The organism is Limnoglobus sp., assembly GCF_059499385.1.
Genome location: NZ_JCABYM010000047.1, coordinates 51,403 through 69,939, shown reverse-complemented (window position 1 = coordinate 69,939; position 18,537 = coordinate 51,403). Strand labels below are relative to the sequence as shown.

At 68.1% G+C, this 18,537-nt stretch carries 22 protein-coding genes; 12 read left to right on the top strand and 10 right to left on the bottom strand.

Annotated elements, in window-relative coordinates:
- Positions 1 to 210: 210 nt before the first annotated feature.
- The 4 genes from AC5JJ2_RS08970 to AC5JJ2_RS08955 all read right to left on the bottom strand — a co-directional run bounded on the left by AC5JJ2_RS08970 (position 211) and on the right by AC5JJ2_RS08955 (position 3,525).
- Positions 211 to 1,413 carry a response regulator gene (locus AC5JJ2_RS08970; RefSeq protein ID WP_495857638.1) on the bottom strand — a complete coding sequence of 401 codons (1,203 nt, stop codon included), beginning with the start codon at positions 1,411 to 1,413 and terminating at the stop codon, positions 211 to 213.
- Positions 1,414 to 1,558: 145 nt separating this feature from the next.
- Complete coding sequence (locus AC5JJ2_RS08965; protein WP_495857637.1) at positions 1,559 to 2,443, bottom strand: ABC transporter permease; 885 nt, start codon at positions 2,441 to 2,443, stop codon at positions 1,559 to 1,561.
- 41 nt (positions 2,444 to 2,484) lie between these two features.
- Positions 2,485 to 3,117: a hypothetical protein gene (locus AC5JJ2_RS08960; RefSeq protein WP_495857636.1), complete on the bottom strand. Its 633-nt coding sequence runs from the start codon at positions 3,115 to 3,117 to the stop codon at positions 2,485 to 2,487.
- A 108-nt stretch (positions 3,118 to 3,225) separates the two neighbouring features.
- Positions 3,226 to 3,525 (bottom strand): hypothetical protein, encoded by a 300-nt coding sequence (locus tag AC5JJ2_RS08955; RefSeq protein ID WP_495857635.1) that lies wholly within the window; start codon positions 3,523 to 3,525, stop codon positions 3,226 to 3,228.
- A 173-nt stretch (positions 3,526 to 3,698) separates the two neighbouring features.
- Here AC5JJ2_RS08955 and AC5JJ2_RS08950 point away from each other — a divergent pair, with 173 nt between their 5' ends.
- The 5 genes from AC5JJ2_RS08950 to AC5JJ2_RS08930 all read left to right on the top strand — a co-directional run bounded on the left by AC5JJ2_RS08950 (position 3,699) and on the right by AC5JJ2_RS08930 (position 7,769).
- On the top strand, positions 3,699 to 4,289 hold the full coding sequence (locus AC5JJ2_RS08950; RefSeq protein ID WP_495857634.1) for a hypothetical protein: 591 nt from the start codon (positions 3,699 to 3,701) through the stop codon (positions 4,287 to 4,289).
- Between the two features lie 100 nt (positions 4,290 to 4,389).
- Positions 4,390 to 5,127: a pyridoxine 5'-phosphate synthase gene (locus AC5JJ2_RS08945; protein WP_495857633.1), complete on the top strand. Its 738-nt coding sequence runs from the start codon at positions 4,390 to 4,392 to the stop codon at positions 5,125 to 5,127.
- A gap of 8 nt (positions 5,128 to 5,135) precedes the next feature.
- A complete protein-coding gene (locus AC5JJ2_RS08940; RefSeq protein ID WP_495857632.1) occupies positions 5,136 to 5,801 on the top strand; it encodes a macro domain-containing protein in 666 nt (221 codons plus the stop codon).
- A gap of 9 nt (positions 5,802 to 5,810) precedes the next feature.
- Complete coding sequence (locus AC5JJ2_RS08935; protein ID WP_495857631.1) at positions 5,811 to 6,746, top strand: ABC transporter permease subunit; 936 nt, start codon at positions 5,811 to 5,813, stop codon at positions 6,744 to 6,746.
- A gap of 24 nt (positions 6,747 to 6,770) precedes the next feature.
- Positions 6,771 to 7,769: an ABC transporter ATP-binding protein gene (locus AC5JJ2_RS08930; RefSeq protein WP_495857630.1), complete on the top strand. Its 999-nt coding sequence runs from the start codon at positions 6,771 to 6,773 to the stop codon at positions 7,767 to 7,769.
- Positions 7,770 to 7,887: 118 nt separating this feature from the next.
- On the opposite strand, the gene AC5JJ2_RS08925 is transcribed toward AC5JJ2_RS08930, so the two are convergent.
- The 6 genes from AC5JJ2_RS08925 to AC5JJ2_RS08900 all read right to left on the bottom strand — a co-directional run bounded on the left by AC5JJ2_RS08925 (position 7,888) and on the right by AC5JJ2_RS08900 (position 12,625).
- Complete coding sequence (locus AC5JJ2_RS08925; protein WP_495857629.1) at positions 7,888 to 8,865, bottom strand: alpha/beta hydrolase family protein; 978 nt, start codon at positions 8,863 to 8,865, stop codon at positions 7,888 to 7,890.
- Positions 8,866 to 9,011: 146 nt separating this feature from the next.
- Positions 9,012 to 9,641 carry a MarC family protein gene (locus AC5JJ2_RS08920; protein WP_495857628.1) on the bottom strand — a complete coding sequence of 210 codons (630 nt, stop codon included), beginning with the start codon at positions 9,639 to 9,641 and terminating at the stop codon, positions 9,012 to 9,014.
- A gap of 133 nt (positions 9,642 to 9,774) precedes the next feature.
- On the bottom strand, positions 9,775 to 10,446 hold the full coding sequence (gene rpiA / locus AC5JJ2_RS08915) for a ribose-5-phosphate isomerase RpiA (RefSeq protein ID WP_495857627.1): 672 nt from the start codon (positions 10,444 to 10,446) through the stop codon (positions 9,775 to 9,777).
- 2 nt (positions 10,447 to 10,448) lie between these two features.
- Positions 10,449 to 10,844: an arsenate reductase ArsC gene (locus AC5JJ2_RS08910; RefSeq protein WP_495857626.1), complete on the bottom strand. Its 396-nt coding sequence runs from the start codon at positions 10,842 to 10,844 to the stop codon at positions 10,449 to 10,451.
- 195 nt (positions 10,845 to 11,039) lie between these two features.
- Positions 11,040 to 11,738: an MIP/aquaporin family protein gene (locus AC5JJ2_RS08905; protein WP_495857625.1), complete on the bottom strand. Its 699-nt coding sequence runs from the start codon at positions 11,736 to 11,738 to the stop codon at positions 11,040 to 11,042.
- 53 nt (positions 11,739 to 11,791) lie between these two features.
- Positions 11,792 to 12,625 (bottom strand): phytanoyl-CoA dioxygenase family protein, encoded by an 834-nt coding sequence (locus AC5JJ2_RS08900; RefSeq protein ID WP_495857624.1) that lies wholly within the window; start codon positions 12,623 to 12,625, stop codon positions 11,792 to 11,794.
- 291 nt (positions 12,626 to 12,916) lie between these two features.
- On the opposite strand from AC5JJ2_RS08900, the gene hisD reads away from it, so the two are divergent.
- The 7 genes from hisD (at position 12,917) to AC5JJ2_RS08865 (ending at position 18,454) form a co-directional block, all read left to right on the top strand.
- On the top strand, positions 12,917 to 14,344 hold the full coding sequence (gene hisD / locus AC5JJ2_RS08895; RefSeq protein ID WP_495857623.1) for a histidinol dehydrogenase: 1,428 nt from the start codon (positions 12,917 to 12,919) through the stop codon (positions 14,342 to 14,344).
- Positions 14,345 to 14,434: 90 nt separating this feature from the next.
- Positions 14,435 to 15,475: a histidinol-phosphate transaminase gene (gene hisC / locus AC5JJ2_RS08890; protein WP_495857622.1), complete on the top strand. Its 1,041-nt coding sequence runs from the start codon at positions 14,435 to 14,437 to the stop codon at positions 15,473 to 15,475.
- A gap of 107 nt (positions 15,476 to 15,582) precedes the next feature.
- On the top strand, positions 15,583 to 15,846 hold the full coding sequence (locus tag AC5JJ2_RS08885) for a hypothetical protein (RefSeq protein ID WP_495857621.1): 264 nt from the start codon (positions 15,583 to 15,585) through the stop codon (positions 15,844 to 15,846).
- Between the two features lie 6 nt (positions 15,847 to 15,852).
- The gene (gene hisB / locus AC5JJ2_RS08880; protein ID WP_495857645.1) at positions 15,853 to 16,446 is read left to right on the top strand and encodes an imidazoleglycerol-phosphate dehydratase HisB; all 594 of its coding nucleotides are present in this window, start codon (positions 15,853 to 15,855) and stop codon (positions 16,444 to 16,446) included.
- Between the two features lie 22 nt (positions 16,447 to 16,468).
- Positions 16,469 to 17,119: a Uma2 family endonuclease gene (locus tag AC5JJ2_RS08875; protein ID WP_495857620.1), complete on the top strand. Its 651-nt coding sequence runs from the start codon at positions 16,469 to 16,471 to the stop codon at positions 17,117 to 17,119.
- A complete protein-coding gene (locus tag AC5JJ2_RS08870; protein ID WP_495857619.1) occupies positions 17,116 to 17,709 on the top strand; it encodes an acyl carrier protein phosphodiesterase in 594 nt (197 codons plus the stop codon). Before AC5JJ2_RS08875 ends, AC5JJ2_RS08870 begins: the two co-directional genes overlap by 4 nt.
- A gap of 94 nt (positions 17,710 to 17,803) precedes the next feature.
- Positions 17,804 to 18,454, top strand: a complete 651-nt coding sequence (locus tag AC5JJ2_RS08865) for an adenylate kinase (RefSeq protein ID WP_495857618.1) — start codon at positions 17,804 to 17,806, stop codon at positions 18,452 to 18,454.
- Positions 18,455 to 18,537: the final 83 nt, after the last annotated feature.

Sequence of the window (18,537 nt, the reverse complement as noted above, 5' to 3'; positions counted from 1 at the left end):
CGGCCCCCCCCCCCCCCCCCGCCCCGCCCCGGCCGGGCCGCCGCCCGCGCCGGGGGGGGGGGGGGGGGGGGGCCGCCCCCCCCCCCCGAGCTTCCCGCCGCGGACGCGATCCTTGCTGGGGGTGGGCAGCTCACCCCCCTCCCTAACCCTCCCCCCCAAGGGGGGAGGGAACAAGAAAAGATCGGTGACGTATTTCGTTTGCCCCATGGTTCACCCGCCCAGCCCGTCCAGCAGGTGCTTCAAACTCGTCACCAGCTTCGTGCAGTGGCGGACCGCGTCCGGGCCGTGGCGGACGGCCAGCGCCCGCACCGCCTCCATCAAGTCGAGGCTGGTCGCCGAGTCGATGACCGCGTTCGCCGACGCGTCCAGCCCGGTCTTCAGCCGCTCCATCACCGCCTCCGGCGGCGACGCCTCCGGCCGCGCCAGCATGCTCGACACGTCCCGGCTCGCGGCGAGCGCGCTCTCCACCGCGTCGAACAACAGCCGGTGCGTCTGCCGCTCGGCTAGCCCCTGCCGCAACAGTTCCGCGCCCAACTCGGCGGCGACGGCGGTGATCTTCCGGTCGTCGTCCGTGAATACCGGCTTGTCGAACATCTCCAACACGACCTGCACGCCGGGGCCGACCCGCAGCTGCGCCGCGAGGATTGACCGGCGGTTCTGCTCGAACGGCATCAGCTCGACCGATCCGGCGGCGGCGGCCGCGAAGTCGTTCATCACGACCGGCTCTTGCATGCTGACGACGCTCGCGGCCAGCGACCGGGAGAACGGCACGGTCGGCGGCGGCAGCTTGTTCCCGCCCACGTCGTAGACGCTCATCGCCTCCGTCCCGTCCGGGGCGACGTGCCGGACGAGCAGCACGCCGTCCGTCGCGCCGGTCCCCCGCGTCAGGAACCGGAACAAGGACCGTACCGCGTCCGGCAGCGGGACCGGGTCGTTGAGCGCGGCGCTCGCCCGGACCAGCGGCAGCACCTTCTCGACCGACTCGCGGAACGCCCCGAGGCTCGTGTTCAATTCCCGCTGCCGCTTCGCCGGGACGATGCGGTCGAGCTGCTTCCGCACGGCCGCCAGGAACGTGTCGCGGTTCAGGTCCTGGTTCTTGTCGAGGTAGTCCCGCACGCCCATGCGGAGGGCGTCGAGCGGCGTCGCCTGGTGCGCGAAGCCCGTCACCAGAATCGCGACGATGTCCGGGGTGAACACGACGAGGTCTTCGAGCAGCCGCAGGCCGTCGCTGCCGGACCCGAGGTTCCAGTCGAGGATCGCGAGGTCGATCGGGTGCTCGTTCGCGGCCGTCAGGGCCGCCTCCGCGTCCGCGACGGCGAACACGCGGACGGACCACCCGGCCGAGAGCAGCCACTCCTCGAACGTCCGGCGGACGGTGTCTTCGTCATCGACGATGAGGACGGTCTCGTTCATGGTCGGGGCATCTTACGATATGGCCAGGAATGGCCCGCAGATGACGCTGATAAGAGCGCAGATGAAAACCGGATAAATCCGAAAACCAGTTTTGGCTTTATCCTCTTCATCCGCGTCGAAGTCCGCGTCATCTGCGGGCCATTCTTTACATCCCGCTGGTTTCCTCGATCTTCCCGTTCCGCCACGCCTTGCGGACGCTCCAGCGGTAGAAGAACTGGGCCGCCGTCACCAGCACGAGCGTGCTGACCAGCATCGCGAGGAGCAGGTCGAGGTTTGAGAAGCCGGAGATCGGCGACGCGCTCAGCGGCGAGCCGCTCGGCGGCGGGCCGAGGATCGCCCGCCGCATCCCCTCCAGCCAGTACGTCGTCGGCAGGCAGACGCTCACCGGCTGCAACCACGAGGGCAGGATCGCGAGCGGGAACACGACGCCGCTGAGGAAGTAGATCACGCCGGCGATGCCCTCGCTCAGGAACATGCTGCTGCGGCTCATGTTCAACATCGCGGACGCCAGGATCATCCCGGCCGCCCACAGCATGAAGAAGCCGACGACGAGGTACGCGAGCAGCCAGCCGAGGTCGAGGTTCGCGAACGTGAGCGAGTTGCGGATGCCGGGCAGGGCCATGCCCGCGAGGAGGGTGATGACCGCGCCGCCGACGCCCTCCATCGCCTTGGCGAACCCGCGGCCGAGGAAGTACGTCTGGAACTCGGCCGGGCTGACGAAGATGTACTTCAGCATCCGGTAGCTCTCGCGGTCGGCGATGACGACCGACGACATGCCGAACATGACCGCCCCGACGAGCGCGTAGCAGGCGTTCGAGACGAACACGTACGGCAGGAACTCCGGCGGCACGCCGCGGCCGAACGCCGCGTCGGCGGCCATGTCCGCGGCGAAGTACATGCACACGAGCATGAGCGACCCGGTGACCGGCTTCACGACGAGGTAGAGCAGGAACAGCCACGGGTTGGCCCAGTTGCTCTCGACCTGCCAGCCGAGCCAGGTGGACCACGAGAGCGTGCGGAGGTGGGACATACGCGGGGCCGGGAGGTCGGGGTGCAACGGCGATGTGCATTCTACCGGCCGGCCGCCGGGTCGCGGCCCTCGGCGTCCAGCACCTCGTCCCGGACGAACTGGTTGAACTTCGGGGAGAACGACGCCTGCCGCAGCTGCCAGTGCGTGCGGACGTACTTCAGCCGGAACGCCGCCCGCATCGACCCGAGCATCGACTTCCAGTAGTCCTCCGGGACGGTGTCGATCACGGACAGCACGCGGGACTCGTAGAGCAGGAACGCCTCCTCGTACAGGTTCACGACGCAGTTCGCCAGGAACCGGTGCGGGTTCGTCGGCCCGTGCGGGTCGGTCGGGTCGTCCTCGGCGGCCGTGTACTCCTCCCGCTTCATCCGCTCGAACAGGTGCGGGTGCTCGACCAGCTTCAGCAGCACGCCCTGGAATCGGCCGTAGATTTGGCTGTACGCCCCGGCCCGCAGCGACGTGAGGACGGCCAGCGTGCCGACCAGCCCGCCGGACAGCACGACGAGCGTGGCGACGCGGAGGAACACGTCGGCGTAGTCGTACCAGTCGCGGACCTTCGGCGGCGGGGCCGCGGCCGGCGGCGCGGGGGCGGCCTGCGCGTAAGCGACGCCGACCGCCACGCCGAGGACGACGGCGACGACCAGCACCAGGAGCAGGGCGAACTTGCGGGCCATAGTTCGGGTGTCGGGTCTGTCGGGTATCGGGTTTCGCAGATCGGATTGTCGGGACGGGTTCTTCTCTGCGAAACCCGATACCCGAAACCCGACAGACCCGATGCCCGCTTACTTCAGCTTCGGCACGACGATGTCCGGCTGCGCCGGCGGCGGCTCGACCCGTAACAGGTCCGTCGGGACCTTCACCTCGCCGACGAGCACCCGCGCCGGCTCGTCGATCTTCAACTCCGGCAGCTTCTCCGGGATCGTCAGCCCCGTCGGGACGATGAGGTTGTCCACCACCGGGGAAAAGGCCGCGGCCGTTTGTTCGACGGCCGGGGCCGGCGGGGGGGCGTTCGAGGTCGCGCCGAGGTAGTACGCCCCGCCGACGGCGGCGACGGCGAACGCGCCGATCAGAACTTTCCGCATGACGAACCCTCCGTGGTCGCGGGACTCTAACGCGAACCCGCCGGCCCGTCGAGGGGAACCTGCCGTCGCCGGCGGCCGCAGTCGCTAGACTGAAGAAAGCCCTCCGACGAACGAATGACCCGGTGAGGGGCAGGATCGCCACCCGTCCGCCCGACCACCGAGGCACGGCAGCAATGTCCGAACAGCAACCCCCCCCGCCGGACGCGGAAATCGTCCTCGAACCGCAGCCGCCGACCACCCTCGACGACCGGCTCAAGCGGCTGGAAGAGTCGCTCGTCGGGATGCAGACCCGCGCCCTCGCCCCGGCCGTCAACGAGGACCAGCTGGCCGAGCGCGTCCTCAGCGTGCTGACCGCGAAGGCGGCCGAGCACCGGGCGGCGAACGGCTACGCGCCGGCCGGCCTGGTGCCGCCGGAGAAGATGTACGCCGCCACGACCGTCCCGCCGGAGGTCGGCGTGCCGACCGGCCAGAGCCTCTGGCGGTGGTTCGTGTCCGGCGTCGTCGCCGAGGTCACGACCGTCGCGCGGATGTACTTCGACCCCCGCTACCGGCTCAGCCGCGTCGCGCAGTTCGGCGTCCCCGCGATCCTGGTCCTGTTCGTGCTGAACTACTTCCTGTTCAACTACACCTGCGCCTTACCCGTGGTCCCGCAGATCGGCGAGCGGCTGATGTGCGTGGTGCTGGCGCTGGCGCTGTATAAAGTGTTGGTCCGCGAGGTGGCCCGCTACCGGCAGGTGTTGGAGTACTTGGCCCGGTATGGTTAACTCGGAACGCGGATCGCGGAACTCGGAATGAAATCCGAACCGTCGCCGCGGCCGATTGTCTTTCGTTCCGAGTTCCGCGATCCGCGATCCGAGCTTCAAAATGATTCGTCTGGGCGTCAACATCGACCACGTCGCGACCGTCCGGCAGGCCCGGCGGGGGGCGGAGCCGGACCCGGTGGCGGCCGCCGTCCTCGCCGCCCTCGGCGGGGCGGACGGCATCACCATCCACCTCCGCGAGGACCGCCGGCACATCCAGGACCGCGACCTGTTTACGCTCCGCGACACCGTCACGACGCGGCTGAATTTGGAGATGGCCTGCTCGGACGAGATCATCGCGCTGGCGCTGAAGGCGAAGCCAGACGAGGTGACGCTGGTTCCCGAAAAGCGGCAGGAGCTGACGACCGAGGGCGGCCTGGACGTTCGCGCGAACATCGACTGCGTCCGCAAGGCGGTCGAACAGTTGAAGGCCGGCGGCATGGTCGTGTCCTTGTTCATCGGCGCGGACATCGAGCAGGTGGACCTGGCGAAGGCGGTCGGGGCGGACGCGATCGAGTTCCACACGGGGACGTATGCCGACGCGAAGGGGCCGAAGGTGGCGGAGGAGCTGGCGAAGCTGACGACGGCCGCCGCCCACGCGACGCGGGCCGGGCTGCACGTCCACATGGGCCACGGGCTGAACTACCAGAACGTGCAGCCGGTCGTCCGCATCCCCGGCGTGGAGGAGCTGAACATCGGGTTTAGCATCGTCAGCCGGGCGGTGATGGTCGGCATGACGCAGGCCGTCCGCGACATGAAGCAGGCGATGATCGAGCACTGGCCGAACGCGAAGAAAGTGTAGACCTGCAAATGTTAAACACCATCCGGGCCAAACTCCGGCGGTGGCAGATGACGACGCTCAAGCCGTTCGGTACCGTGCCAGCGTCGGCCGTGCGAGTCAGCCTCGGTGACCTGTCGCAGGGCGTCGCGGAAGCGATGGCCCGAGTCTTCCACGACGTGCCGGCGGTGGAGGTGGTTCACGGCAACCTACTCGACCTGACGGCCGACGCCATCGTCAGTCCGGCGAACAGCTTTGGCGACATGAGCGGCGGTATCGACAAGGCCATCGACGACTTTCACCGCGGCGAGGCGCAGAGTCGTCTCGTCGCGGCGATCAGCGAACGGTTCCTCGGCGAACTCCCGGTCGGGGTGGCGATCGTGTTGGAATTGCCGTCGAGCCGGTTCCCGTTCCTGATCGCGGCCCCGACGATGCGGATTCCCGGAAGTATCGCCGGGTCGATCAACGCTTACCTCGCAATGCGAGCGGTCCTAGTGGCCGTAACGCAGTTCAACGCCACCGCGACCCGGCCGATTCTCAGCGTGGCCGTGCCCGGCTTGGGCACGGGCGTCGGCGGCGTGCACGCCGCCGACGCCGCCCTGCAAATGCGCACGGCCTACGATGCCATCGTCGGCGGCCAGTGGCGGCAGGTGCAGCACCCGATTCAAGCCCCGTACGCGATGCGGCGGGCGCGATAGATTGAGCGCATGTCGACCGTCACCGACACGCTGTTGCACTACCGCCCCTGGCGGGGCACGTTCCGCGGGCCGACGAGCGCGTCGTGGGCGATGGCCCGCACGTCGCTGGTCCTGCTCGCCCGCCGCAAGATCTTCTGGGGCCTGTACGCGCTGGCCCTCATGGTGTTCTTCTTCTTCTTCTACGGCCAGTACCTCGTCGTCTGGATTCAGCAGCAAACATCCCAACAGACAATCCAGTTCGGCGGCATCCCGGTGAAGGTCGGCGAGCTGACGAAGTTTCTCGACCGGCTGAACCTGAACGGGTCCGCGCACACGTTCGGCAACTTCGTCTGGTTCCAGGGGTACGTGGTGATGATCGTCCTGGCGCTGGCCGGGGCGGTTCTCGTCGGCAACGACTTCGCCCACGGCAGCCTGCCGTTCTACCTCGCGAAGCCGATCGGCCGCCGCCACTACCTGCTCGGCAAGTTCCTCGCCATCGGGTTGTTCCTGAACCTCGTCACCACCGTGCCCGCGTTCCTGCTCTACCTCCAGGCCGGCCTCTTGTACGACTGGCAGTCGTACTACCTCGATCACGTCCGCGAACTGGCCGGCATCGTCGGCTACGGCCTCGCGTTGACGGTGACGCTCGGCTTGCTGCTGATCGCCACGGCCGTGTGGGTCCGCCGCACCGTGCCGCTCATCATGGTCTGGACCGGGCTGTTCGTGCTGACGCGGCTGCTCGCCGCGATGCTCGTGGACGGCGCGCGGCTGGACGTGCGGTGGAAGCTGCTCGACCTGTGGAACGACCTGTACCTCGTCGGCCTCTGGTGCCTCGGGGCGTCGCACGAGAGCGTCCGCGGGGCGCAGCCGGAGTTCTGGGAGGCGGCCGCCACGTGCGGGGTCGTGATCGTTCTGTGTTCGCTATACCTGCGGAAGCGGATTCAGGCGGTGGAGATCATCAATTAGGGGATGGGGTATAGGGTGTAGGGTATGGGAAACCGAAATCCGCTCGCGACGGCCGCCGGGGCTTCTTCTGCCATACCCCATACCCCACACCCCATACCCCTGCTCCTCTTCGAGCAAGTTTCCAAGTGGTACGGCCCCGTCCTCGGGCTGAACCAGGTCACGCTGGAGCTGCGCGGCGGCATCACCGGCCTCGTCGGGGCGAACGGGGCGGGCAAGTCCACGCTCATGAAGCTCGCCACCGGGCAGGTCCGGCCGACCCTCGGCCGCGTCACGGTCCTCGGCGTGGACGCCTGGGACTGGCGGGCGAGGCGGCTCGTCGGGTACTGCCCGGATGTCGATGCGTTCTACGAGGACATGACCGGCCGCGAGTTCGTCCGCACGATGGCCGACCTGTCCGGGTTCCCCGCACGCGACGCGAAGACGCTGACCGAGCAGACGCTGGACCGCGTCGGCATGGCCGACCGCGCCGACCGCAAGCTCCGCGGCTACTCGAAGGGGATGCGGCAGCGGGTCAAACTCGCGCAGGCTTTGCTGACCGACCCGGCCTTGCTCGTCCTCGACGAGCCGCTGTCCGGCATCGACCCGGTCGGCCGGCAGGAGCTGCTCGACCTGTTCCGCGAACTCGCCGCCCAGGGGAAGGCGCTGCTCGTCTCCAGCCACGAACTCGAAGAGTTGGAGAAGCTGACGAACCACGTCGCGATCATGGCCCGCGGCCGCGTCGCGGCGGTCGGCACGCTCCAGAAGATTCGCGAACTGTTGGAGGACTTCCCGCTGTCCGTCCGCATCGACGTGCCGCGGCCGAAGGACGTGGCGAAGCTGCTGCTGTCGTTCCCCGACGTGACCGGCGTGGACGTGACCGGCGACGAGTCGCTGACCGTCCGGGCGGCGTCGCCGAAGGCGTTCTTCCAGGACTTCGGCCGGCTCGTCGTCCGCGAACAACTTGCGGTGCGCCGCCTCGAACCGCTCGACGACTCGGCCCACGCGATCCTGGGCTACCTCCTGGGCGGAAGCGGGAAGACGTGAAGAATGGCCCGCAGATGATGCCGACAAGAGCGCAGATGAAGAGGATAAAGCAAGGAATCGAATCTTGGTTTTGATCCTCCTCACCTGCGTCGAAGTCCGCGTCATCTGCGGGCCCTTCTTACTTCTTCAACCACTTGTCCATGAACTCGTAGGCGGCCGTCCGCTCGGCCGCCGGCCACTCGTGGGCGGCGTCCGGGTGGACGGCCTTCAGCTTCTCCGGCACGCCGAGCTTCTGGTACGCCGGCGCGACCTTCGCGATCACGTCCTTCACGCCGCTCACCTCGAAGTTCGCGTCGTGCAGCGGCGACATCGCGAACACCGCCCGCGGGCAGACCGCCAGCAGCACGTCGTCGAAGTCGAACGGCATCCGCTTCGGGTCGTTGCCGTACTCGCTGGCGATCCGCGGCATGTACCGGTCGCTCGTCCAACCTTTCAGGTTCCCGCCGTAATACTTGTGGAAGCTGTTGAACCCGCAGCTGCTCACCGCCACCTTGAGCCGCTCGTCGAACGCGGCCGTGTACAGGCTGTTGTGCCCGCCGAGCGAGTGGCCGATGACGCCGATGCGGTCGCCGTCCACTTCGGGGAGCGACTGGAGCAGATCGACCGCCCGCATGTTGTTCCAGATGGCCTTCATCGTGCCCGACTGGTAGAGGCCGGCCTTGAACGCGGCCTTGAAGTCGTACTGGTACTCGCCGAAGCTCGGGTAGTCCGGCGCGAGGCAAACGTACCCGCGCTTCACCAGATGGAGGGCCTGCTGCTTCGACTCCTGCTTGCCGAGACCGACGGGTTCGTCCTTGCCGATGTTGATGGTCTGGTGCAGGCAGAGCGCGGCGGGGTTCTTCCTCGCGCCGTCCGGGACGAGCAGCCACGCGGGAACGCGGTCCCCCTTCTCCGGGGCGAACGTGATCTTCTTCCGCGTGTAGCCGTCGAGCTTCTCCTCGGACACGACCTTCACGTCGAGCGGCACGACCCGGTCCTTGCCGGGCAGCGGCCCCATCGCCTGCTCCATCTTCTTGAGGAGGGCGGCCCGGTCCGGGGCCTGCGCCGCGGCGAGGGACGAGAGAAGCAACACGGCCACGAATGAACACGTTCGCATGGTCAGGCCCTCAGATATTCACCGCGGAGGGCACGTGAGGGCACATGAGGAAAACCAAGAGAGATTTCAAAGACCGGGTTTTGAACTCTCTTCTCTCTTCTGATTTTCTCTCGTGCCCTCATGTGCCCTCCGCGGTGAAAACGGATTTACTTCCTCAGCCCGGCCGCGGCGAGGCCGTCCAGGACGAACTGCACGGCGATGCCGGCCAGCACCAGCCCCAGGATGCGGCCGAGGACGTGGATGCCGGTCAGCCCCAGCCGCCGCTGGATCGGGTCCGCGAGGCGGAACGTCAGGTAGCACAACAGACCCGTGACCGCGATGGCCGCGAACACGCTCGCCGTTTGGACCACGCCGTCGGCGCGGGCCATGAGCACGGCGACGGTCGAGAGCGCCGCCGGCCCGGCGAGCAGCGGCACGGCCAGCGGCGTGATCGCGACCTCGCCGGCGGCCGCCTCGGCGGTCGCTTCCGCCTCCGACGGCTGGTGCTCGGCCGTGCCGGTCTCGGACCGGATCATGTCGAGCGCGACGAGGAACAGGATGATCCCGCCGGCGATCTGGAACGCCGGCAGCGTGAGGCTCAGCGCCCGGAACAGGGCGTTGCCGACGAGCGCGAACCCCACCATCGTGAGCGTGGCGGCGACGGCCGCGACGAGGGCCGTCTTCCGCCGCCGGGCCGGGGTGTAGCTGGCGGTGAGCGCGATGAAGGCGGGGACCGTGCCGGGCGGATCGACGAGGAACAGGATCGAGACGAACGCGGTGACGGCGAAGTCGAACATGCGATGAGCTTACGAAGAATGGCCCGCAGATGACGCCGATCGGAGCGCAGATGAAGAGGATAAGACCGGAAAACATGTCCTGGTTCTCATCCTCTTGATCTGCGTCGAAGTCTGCGTCATCTGCGGGCCATTCTTACGCCCGTCGCAGTTCCTCGACCTTGCCGTCCGTCTCGATCAGCACGGCGTCGGCCATGTCCAGGAACAGCCCCGTCTCGATCACGCCGGGGATGCCCTTCAGCAGTAGGTCGAAGCCGGGGGGGTCGTCCAACTCGTCCACGAACACCGTCATCAGCGTGTTGCCGTTGTCGGACACGACCGGGGCGTCGTTCTCCGTCAGCACCTCGGTCGTGTAGTGCAGGTCGGCCAGCAGCTTCGCCACCAGCGGCACGGCGAACGGCACGACCTCGATCGGAACCTTCCCCCGCTGGCCGAGGGCCGTCACCCGCTTCTCGGCGACCCGCTCCGGGCCGATCAGGATCACGAACTGCTTCGCCGCCAGCGCCACCACCTTCTCGCGGAGCAGGGCGCGGCCGTAGCCCTTGATCATGTTCAAGTCGGGATCGACCTCGTCGGCCCCGTCCACCGCGAGGTCCAGCGGCAGGGCGTCGGCCAGCGCGACGAGCGGGACGCCGAGGGACTTCGCCATCGCCTCGATCTTCTTGGACGTGGGGACGCCGACGACGCTTAGACCGGCTTTCACCTTCTCGCCGAGGCCCTGGAGGAACCGCTCGGACGCGGCCCCGGACCCGAGGCCGACCTTCATCCCCGGCTTCACGAGGTTCAACGCGGCGTCCACGTTCGTCATGGTCAAACTCCGTGCTCGGCCAGCAGGGCCTTCACCTTCTCGGCGATCAGGTCGCGGACCTTCCGGAACTCCTCCGGCGGCATCTCGCGGGGGTCCGGAATCTGCCAGTCCACCCGATGCTTCGCCTGTACCAGCGGGCAGGCGTCGCCGCACCCCATCGTGACGGCCACGTCGATCGGTCGGCCGTTGAACTCGTCCAGCCCCTTCGAGGCGTGGGTGGTGAGATCGTACCCGAGTTCCTGCATGGCCGCCACCGCTTTCGGGTTCACCTTCCCGCTCGGCCGGCTGCCGGCGGAGTACGCGGCGACGCGGTCGCCGCCGTGAATGGCGGCGAACGCCTGGGCCATCTGGCTACGGTTGCTGTTCTCGACGCAGACGAACAGGACGGAGAGCGGCATGGGAGGACTCCAGGGAGGTTTTGTAGGGCGGGTCAAGGCTTTGCGCCGACCCGCCGGGGGACCGCAACCACTTTCGAGAACCGACGAGCCGGCTGGGACCGCACCGGTGGGTCGGCGCAAAGCCTTAACCCGCCCTACAAAGACCCGCCGGGGCACCCGCGGCGTCGGCGGGTCGGCGCAAAGCCTTGACCCGCCCTACGAATCCGCGGGCTTCGCGTGGATGAACGCCCACAGCGGCACGGCCAGGGCCGCGCCGAGCGGCGGGGCGACGAGGTAAATCCACAGGTGGTCCAGCTTCCCGGACACGACGGCCGGGGCGAGCGACCGGGCCGGGTTCATGCTCGCGCCGCAGATCGGCCCGGCGAACAGCGCCTCCAGCCCGATCACGCCGCCGACGATGACGCCGGCCAGCGGCCGCACGTCCGGCCCGGCCGCGACCACGGACAGGATCGTGTACATCAGCACGAGCGTGAGCAGCACTTCGAGAACGAACGCCGGCCAAACGAGCGGCGTCGGGCCGGCCCCGGTGAGGGTCGCCGGGGCCGTGCCGCCGAGTGACCCCGCCGCCCCCGGCGGGAGCATCGCGCTCAACAGCAGGCTGGCGGCGAACGCCCCCGCGCACTGGGCCAGGGCGTAGCCGGGCAGCTCCTTCCACCGGAACTTGCCGGCGACGGCGAACCCGAGCGTGACGGCCGGGTTCAGGTGCGCCCCGGACGCCGGGCCGACGGCGTAGACCAGGGCCATGACGACGAGGCCGAACGTGAGCGCGACGCCGACGTGCGTGATCGGCCCGCCGGCGGCGGCGTCGAACGCGATCGCGCCCGTCCCGGCGAACACCAGGACGAACGTGCCGAACGCCTCGGCGGCGCACCGGCGGGACAGGGCGGGCATCATGCCCGTGGTTTTAGGAGGTGGGTGAGGGGACGATGAGTTTCTTCACGCGATCTTCAATCTTCCGACGGCCGCGGGCGGTTGCCCCAATGCGGCGGCGGGTCGCCGGCCACGACGACGCCCTTGTCCGCCCAGCCGAGGTACGCGTTCACCTCGCCCGGCGTGTACCGCAGCGTCAGCCCGCACCGGCGGCGCGAGGACGCATTCGCCTCCGACCCGTGCAAGAGCGAGTCGGAGTGGATCGCCGCCTCGCCGGCCTTCAGTTCCACGTACACCGGCTCGCCGTACTGCTCGACGTTCGGCACGGTCTGGTTCAGGACGTTCGCGTCGTCCCCCTCGCGGAGTTGGTACGTCAGGTGGCCGAGCGTGTGCGTCCGCGGGATGTACTTCATGCAGGCGTTGCCGCGGTCGGCGTCGTCGATGGCCAGCCAGACCGTCACCGCCTTCGCCGGCGTCAGCGGCCAGTAGCTCGAATCCTGGTGCCACGCGACCGTCTTGCCGTCGCCGGGCATCTTGCAGAAGAAGTGCGACCCCCAGCCGACGACGCTCGGCCCGAGCAGGTCGCGGACGACGGCGACGATCCGCGGGTTCGTCAGGATGTCCCAGACGCGGCCGTGCCGCAGGTGGGCGGAGCTGATCGAGTAGCTGTCCTTCCCCTCCGCGGCGTACTTGGCCAGCAACTGGTCGAAGTAGCCGCGGATGTCGGCCATCTCGTCGGGCGAAAAGAACCGGAACGGCATCAGGTAGCCGTCGCGGTTGAACCGCGCGACTTGCTCGCGGGTGAGGACGGCGGGGTTCGCGTTGTCGCACGGGTGGAACGACAGGTCGCGGGGCATCCCGGCCAGTTCCTCCTGGCCGGGGATGGCGTTGAACGTGGTCGGCGAGTTCATCGGCGGCTCGGCGAAAGAGGGCAACGTTGTCCATTATGCCAAGAAACGCCGTCGCATCGACGGGCAAAAACTCCGTCCGGCACAATCGGCGCAAACTGAAAAATAACCCGACGATACAGCTTACCAATTCCTTCTAATCAGTGCGCGTCCGTTGCGAGGCCGAGGGTCGATCCGTATAACGATGATAGTCCCTTCTCAGCCGCCCCGCACCCGACGGCGGCCGACGATCATGACGTAAACAGTGCCACAGATTGAGGTTGAGTCCGAATCCGTGGCCGAGGTAGTAGCAGAATGGGTTCATTGAAAATTCGTCGCATCGACCTAACGTCGAATAACGCCTCCCAGCAGCTCGCCAAGCTCCGCGATCAATTCCGGCCCGAATCCGAAGTCGTCTCCGCGCAGGCGAAGAAACTGACGCAACACGTTTTCGGGCAGAGCCTTACGCCGGTTCAGGCGGTCGAGCGGATCTGCAAGGACGTTCACGACAAGGGCGTGTCCGCGCTCCTGCACTACACCGAAGCGTTCGACAAGGTGAAGCTGAAGGCCGACGCCTTGAAGGTGAAGAAGGACGAGATCGCGGCCGCGCACGCCGCGGCGTCGCCGGAGTTCCTCGAAGTCGTCCGCCGCATCCGGTACAACATCGACTCGTTCCAGCACGGCCTCTTGCACCAGGACGCGGAGCTGCGCGTCTCCGGGCAGCACGAGGTCACGCTGCGGTATCGGCCGCTCAACCGCGTCGGCGTCTACTGCCCCGGTGGGGCCGCGGCGTACCCGTCCACGCTCCTCATGACCGTCTGCCCGGCGAAGGCCGCGGGCGTGAAGGAAATCATCGTCTGCCTGCCGCCGAAGGACACCGGCGCGTACAGCAAGGACATGCTCGCCGTTTGCCACGAACTTGAAGTCGATGAGGTCTACCGCGTCGGCGGGGCGCAGGCGATCGCGGCGATGGCCTACGGCGTCGAGGGGATGAAGCCGGTCGAGATGATCGTCGGCCCCGGCAACCAGTTCGTGGCGCTCGCCAAGAAGCACGTCTTCGGCCAGGTCGCCATCGACTGCATCGCCGGGCCGAGCGAGATCGTCGTCGCCGCGGACGACTCCGCGCACCCCAGCTACGTGGCGCTCGACCTGCTCGCGCAAGCGGAACACTCGCCGGGCGTGCCGATCCTCGTGACGTGGTACGAGCCGCTGCTGGCGGAGGTCGAGGCGGCCCTCGTGAAGCGGATGGCGAAGCTGTCGCGGGCCGACCTGGCGAAGGACTCGCTGGAGCGGTACGGGGCGTTCGTGCTGGCCCCGGACAAGCAAGGGGCGATCGACTGCGTGAACGCGCTGGCCCCGGAGCACCTGCACATCCAAACCCGCGACCCGGACGGGTTCGCCGAGTCCGTGCAGAGCGCCGGCGCGATCTTCCTCGGCCCGTTCACTCCCGTGGCCCTCGGCGACTACGCGGCCGGCCCGAGCCACGTCCTGCCGACCGGCGGCACGGCCCGGTTCTCGAGCGGGCTGACCGCCAACGACTTCCGCAAGCGGACGAGCATCCTGCGGTTCACCCGCAACGGCCTCCGGGATATTTCCGAGGACGTGGTGTTCTTCGCGAAGAAGGAGGGGCTGACGGCCCACGCCGCGAGCGTCGAGCAGCGGGCCAACGACAACGGCCCGGCCGCCCGCCCGAAGCCGAAGCCGGAGAAGGTGCTGGCCCCGGTGGGCGCGGGGAAGAAGTAAGAGAGAACAGAGGTCAGAAGTCAGAGGTCAGAAACACCCGGAAGCCCAGGGACGAACGTCCCTGGGTTTTCACACTTCCAGAAGTGCCCCATGAGCATTCGACCCAACATCCGCGCCATGGCGGGCTACGTGCCGGGGGAGCAGGTCAACTCGCCCGACGTGGTGAAGCTCAACACGAACGAGAACCCGTACCCGCCGTCCCCGCGCGTCTTCGAGGCCGTCCGCGCCGCGCTCACCGGCGACCGGCTCCGCAAGTACCCGCAGCCGGCCGGCGACGACTTCCGCAAGGCCGCCGGCCGCGTGCTGCAGGTCGATCCCGACGGCATCCTCGTCGGCAACGGGTCGGACGACATCCTGACCATCCTGACCCGTGCGTTCGTGCCGGACGGCGGCCTCATCGCGTCGCCGACGCCGAGCTACGTCCTGTACAAGTCGCTCACGGAGATTCAGAACGCGACGTTCCAGACCGTGCCGTTCGCCGACGACTGGACGTTGCCGAACCCGTGGCCGGTGACGGGCGCGCACCTGACGTTCCTGCCGAACCCCAACTCGCCGTCTGGGACGTGCCTGCGGCTGCCGATCCTCGAACGCTTCGCGGAGCAGGTGGACGGCCCGCTCGTCCTCGACGAAGCCTACGCCGACTTCGCCGAGTGGAACGGCCTGCCACTGGTGAAAGAACTGCCGAACGTGATCGTCACCCGCAGTTTCAGCAAGGCGTACTCGCTGGCCGGCATCCGGTTCGGCATCGCGATCGCCGACCCTGCGGTAATCCGCGAGTTGCTGAAGGTGAAGGACTCGTACAACTGCGACGTGCTAAGCCTCGCCGCGGCCGCGGCCGCGATCGAGGACCAGGGGTACTTCGCGGACGTGCGGTCCCGTATCCTCGCGACCCGCGGCCGGATGCACGCGGAACTGTCGAGCCTCGGGTTCCGCGTCACGCCGAGCCAGGCGAACTTCCTGTGGTGTCGGCGGGCGGACAACCCGGTGAAGCCGATGTACGAGGCGCTGAAGGCGAGGAACGTGCTGGTCCGGTACATGAACTACGCCGGCTACGGCGACGGCCTCCGCATCTCCGTCGGGACCGACGCGGAGGTGGACAAGCTACTCGCGGAGCTCCGAAAAATCGTGTAGGGTGGTGGGGGGGGGGGGGGGGGGCCCCCCGGGGGGGGGCCCCCCCCCGGGCCCCCCCCCCCCCCCCCCCCCACCACCCTACACGACAGGATGATCGAGGCACACGCATGGCCACCACCTCTCGGCGGCTCCGCGACCTGACCATCGGTTTCATCGCAGAGTTGGCATTGTTGCTCTGGGTCGTTCTCGTGTTTTGGGACTCCAACAGCTCGTCCGGCGTGGGCTTCGTGATCTTCTTTTTTGCCTGCATCTTCCCGTACCAGATGATCGTGAACTGGAAGTTTGAAAGGCTCGAAGCACGAATTCACGAGTTGGAAACTCAATTACAACAGACCAACACCACAGACGAACCTCAGCCCCCGACGAACTAAATCGAGATTGATATGTCCCGCACCGCCACCATCCGCCGCGAGACGGCGGAGACGACCATCGACCTGACGCTCGACCTCGACGGCACGGGGAAGTCCACGCTCTCCACCGGCGTCGGGTTCTTCGACCACATGCTCACGCACGTCGCCAAGCACGGGCTGTTCGATCTCACCGTCAACTGCAAGGGCGACCTGCACATCGACGCGCACCACACCGTCGAGGACGTGGGCATCTGTTTCGGGAAGGCGCTCGTGCAGGCGCTCGGCGACAAGGCCGGCGTCCGCCGGTACGGCGACGCGACCGTGCCGATGGACGAGGCGCTCGTGACGAGCGCCGTGGACCTCAGCGGCCGGCCGTTCCTGGTGTGGAAGGCCGACGTGCCGAACGAGCTGCTGGGGAACTTCTCGACGCAGCTTGCCGAAGAGTTCTGGCGGGCGGTGTCGTCGGCCGGCCTGTTGACGCTGCACGTCGTGCTGCACCACGGGCGGAACACGCACCACATCGTCGAGACGATCTTCAAGGCGACGGCGCGGGCGCTGCGGCAGGCCGTCGAGCCGGACCCCCGCGGCCGCGGCGTTCCGTCCACGAAGGGCGTGCTGTAGAATCGGAACGGGAGGAATCACGATGACGGCCGAACCCACACTTTTGCGACCCCGTTCCTTCACGGCGGCCGAGTGGCTGCGCGCCCTCGGCGACGTGCCGCTCGACCGCGTGCGGATGATCCCGCCGCCCGGCACGGCAACGGAGGCGGACGCGGTGCGCGTGACGGAAACCGAACACCCGTGCGAGTTGGTCAACGGGACACTGGTGGAGAAGGCGATGGGAATGCCGCAAGCGATCGTCGCCGCTCTGCTCATCGAGTTCATGGCTCCTTACGCTCGCAAACGGCAACTCGGGCTCGTCGTCGGCTCGGACGGGATCTACCGGATGATCCACGACAACATCCGTGAGCCGGATGTCGCATTCACCCGCCGCGACCGGTTGCCGAATCCCATGCCCCAAGTCGGCGGTTGGTGCCCGGACATATGCGTCGAAGTCATTAGCCCCGGAAACACGACCGCCGAGATGCAACTGAAGCGGCAAGAATATTTCGCGTCCGGCTGTCAACTCGTCTGGGAGATCGATCCCCGTAACCGCACGGCCACTGTCTATACGTCCGCGGAAGCCGCCACGCTCGCGGACACTCTGGACGGCGGGACGGTACTCCCCGGCTTCTCGCTGTCACTCGCCGACCTGTTCGCCGAATACGACCTCGGCGTGCCGCCCCAGCAATGAACTTCCTCGCGCACCTGCACCTCTCGCACGACTCGCCGGAGCACCGCGTCGGCAACGTCGTCGCCGACTTCGTCAAGGGGCCGGCCGTGAAGCTGCTCCCCGAAACGATCCAGGCCGGCGTCCGCCAGCACCGGGCGGTCGATGCGTTCACCGACCGGCACTACCTCGTCCAGCGGAGCATCGTCCGCATCAGCAAGAACTGGGGCTGGTTCTCCGGCATCATCATCGACGTGTACTACGACCACCTCCTCGCCCGCGACTGGGGCCGGTACGCCGACGAGCCGCTGCGGGCGTTCGCGGACCGCATGTACGGCGTCATGCACGCCTGCGTGCCGCACGTCGAGCCGGCGGCGCGGTGGTTCTTCGAGCGGTTCGTCCAGGACGACCGGCTCGTCCGCTACCGCACGGCCGACGGCATCGCGGACACGCTGATGCGGCTGTCGCAGCGGATCGCGGAGCGGATGCCGACGAAGGCCGTGCGGTTGGAAGACGCCATGCCGGACCTGACCGCGAATGACGCGGGGTTGGGGGAAGACTTCCACGCCTTCTACCCGGAGCTGGTCGCGTTCGCGAAGACGTGGGCGGGGTGACGGGGCCATTTTCCGCCGCCGGCACTTGCCTCCGCGTGGCCCGAAGTCCGACAATGCCAGGACGTACATCGCGGGACACCAGGAAGGCGGGCGCATGCGGTTGGTGTTAGTGGGGCCGCCCGGCAGCGGCAAAGGGACGCAGGCGGACCTGCTCGTGAAGCGGCTCGGGCTGGCGTACATCGGGACCGGCGACATCCTCCGGGCCGCGATCAAGGCCCGGACGCTCGTGGGCCGCGAGGCGGAGCCGCTGCTCAAGGTCGGCCGCCTCGCCCCGGACGCGGTGGTCAACGACCTCGTCGCCGAGCTGTTCCGCCGGCCGGACCGGCCGGAGAAGTTCGTCCTCGACGGCTACCCGCGGACCTACGCCCAGGCCGTCGCGTTCGACGCGCTCTTGACCCTGGAGTACGTGAAGCTCGACGCCGTCGTGAGCCTGGTCGTGGATGACGAGGAAGTCGTCCGGCGGATCGGCAGCCGCCGGTGCTGCGAGAACCCGACGTGCCGGACGAGCTTCAACCTGCTGGCCCGGCCGCCGAAGGTCGAAGGCGTGTGCGACCGGTGTGGGTCGAAGCTGGCCACCCGCGACGACGACCGGGAGGAGACGGTCCGCCGCCGGCTCGTCGAGTTCCACGCCAACACCGACCAGCTGTTGGCCCACTACCGCGGCCGCGGCCTGCTGCGGGAGGTCTCCGCCCTCGACCCGGTCGAGACGATTTATTCCAACGTCCTCCGGGCGGTGACGGCGTAGCCGTGGAACCCGGAGCGGTAGCGACGGGGTGTCGGGTGTGGCAAACACCCCGTCGCTACCGCTCCGGGTTCTACAAAATGGCG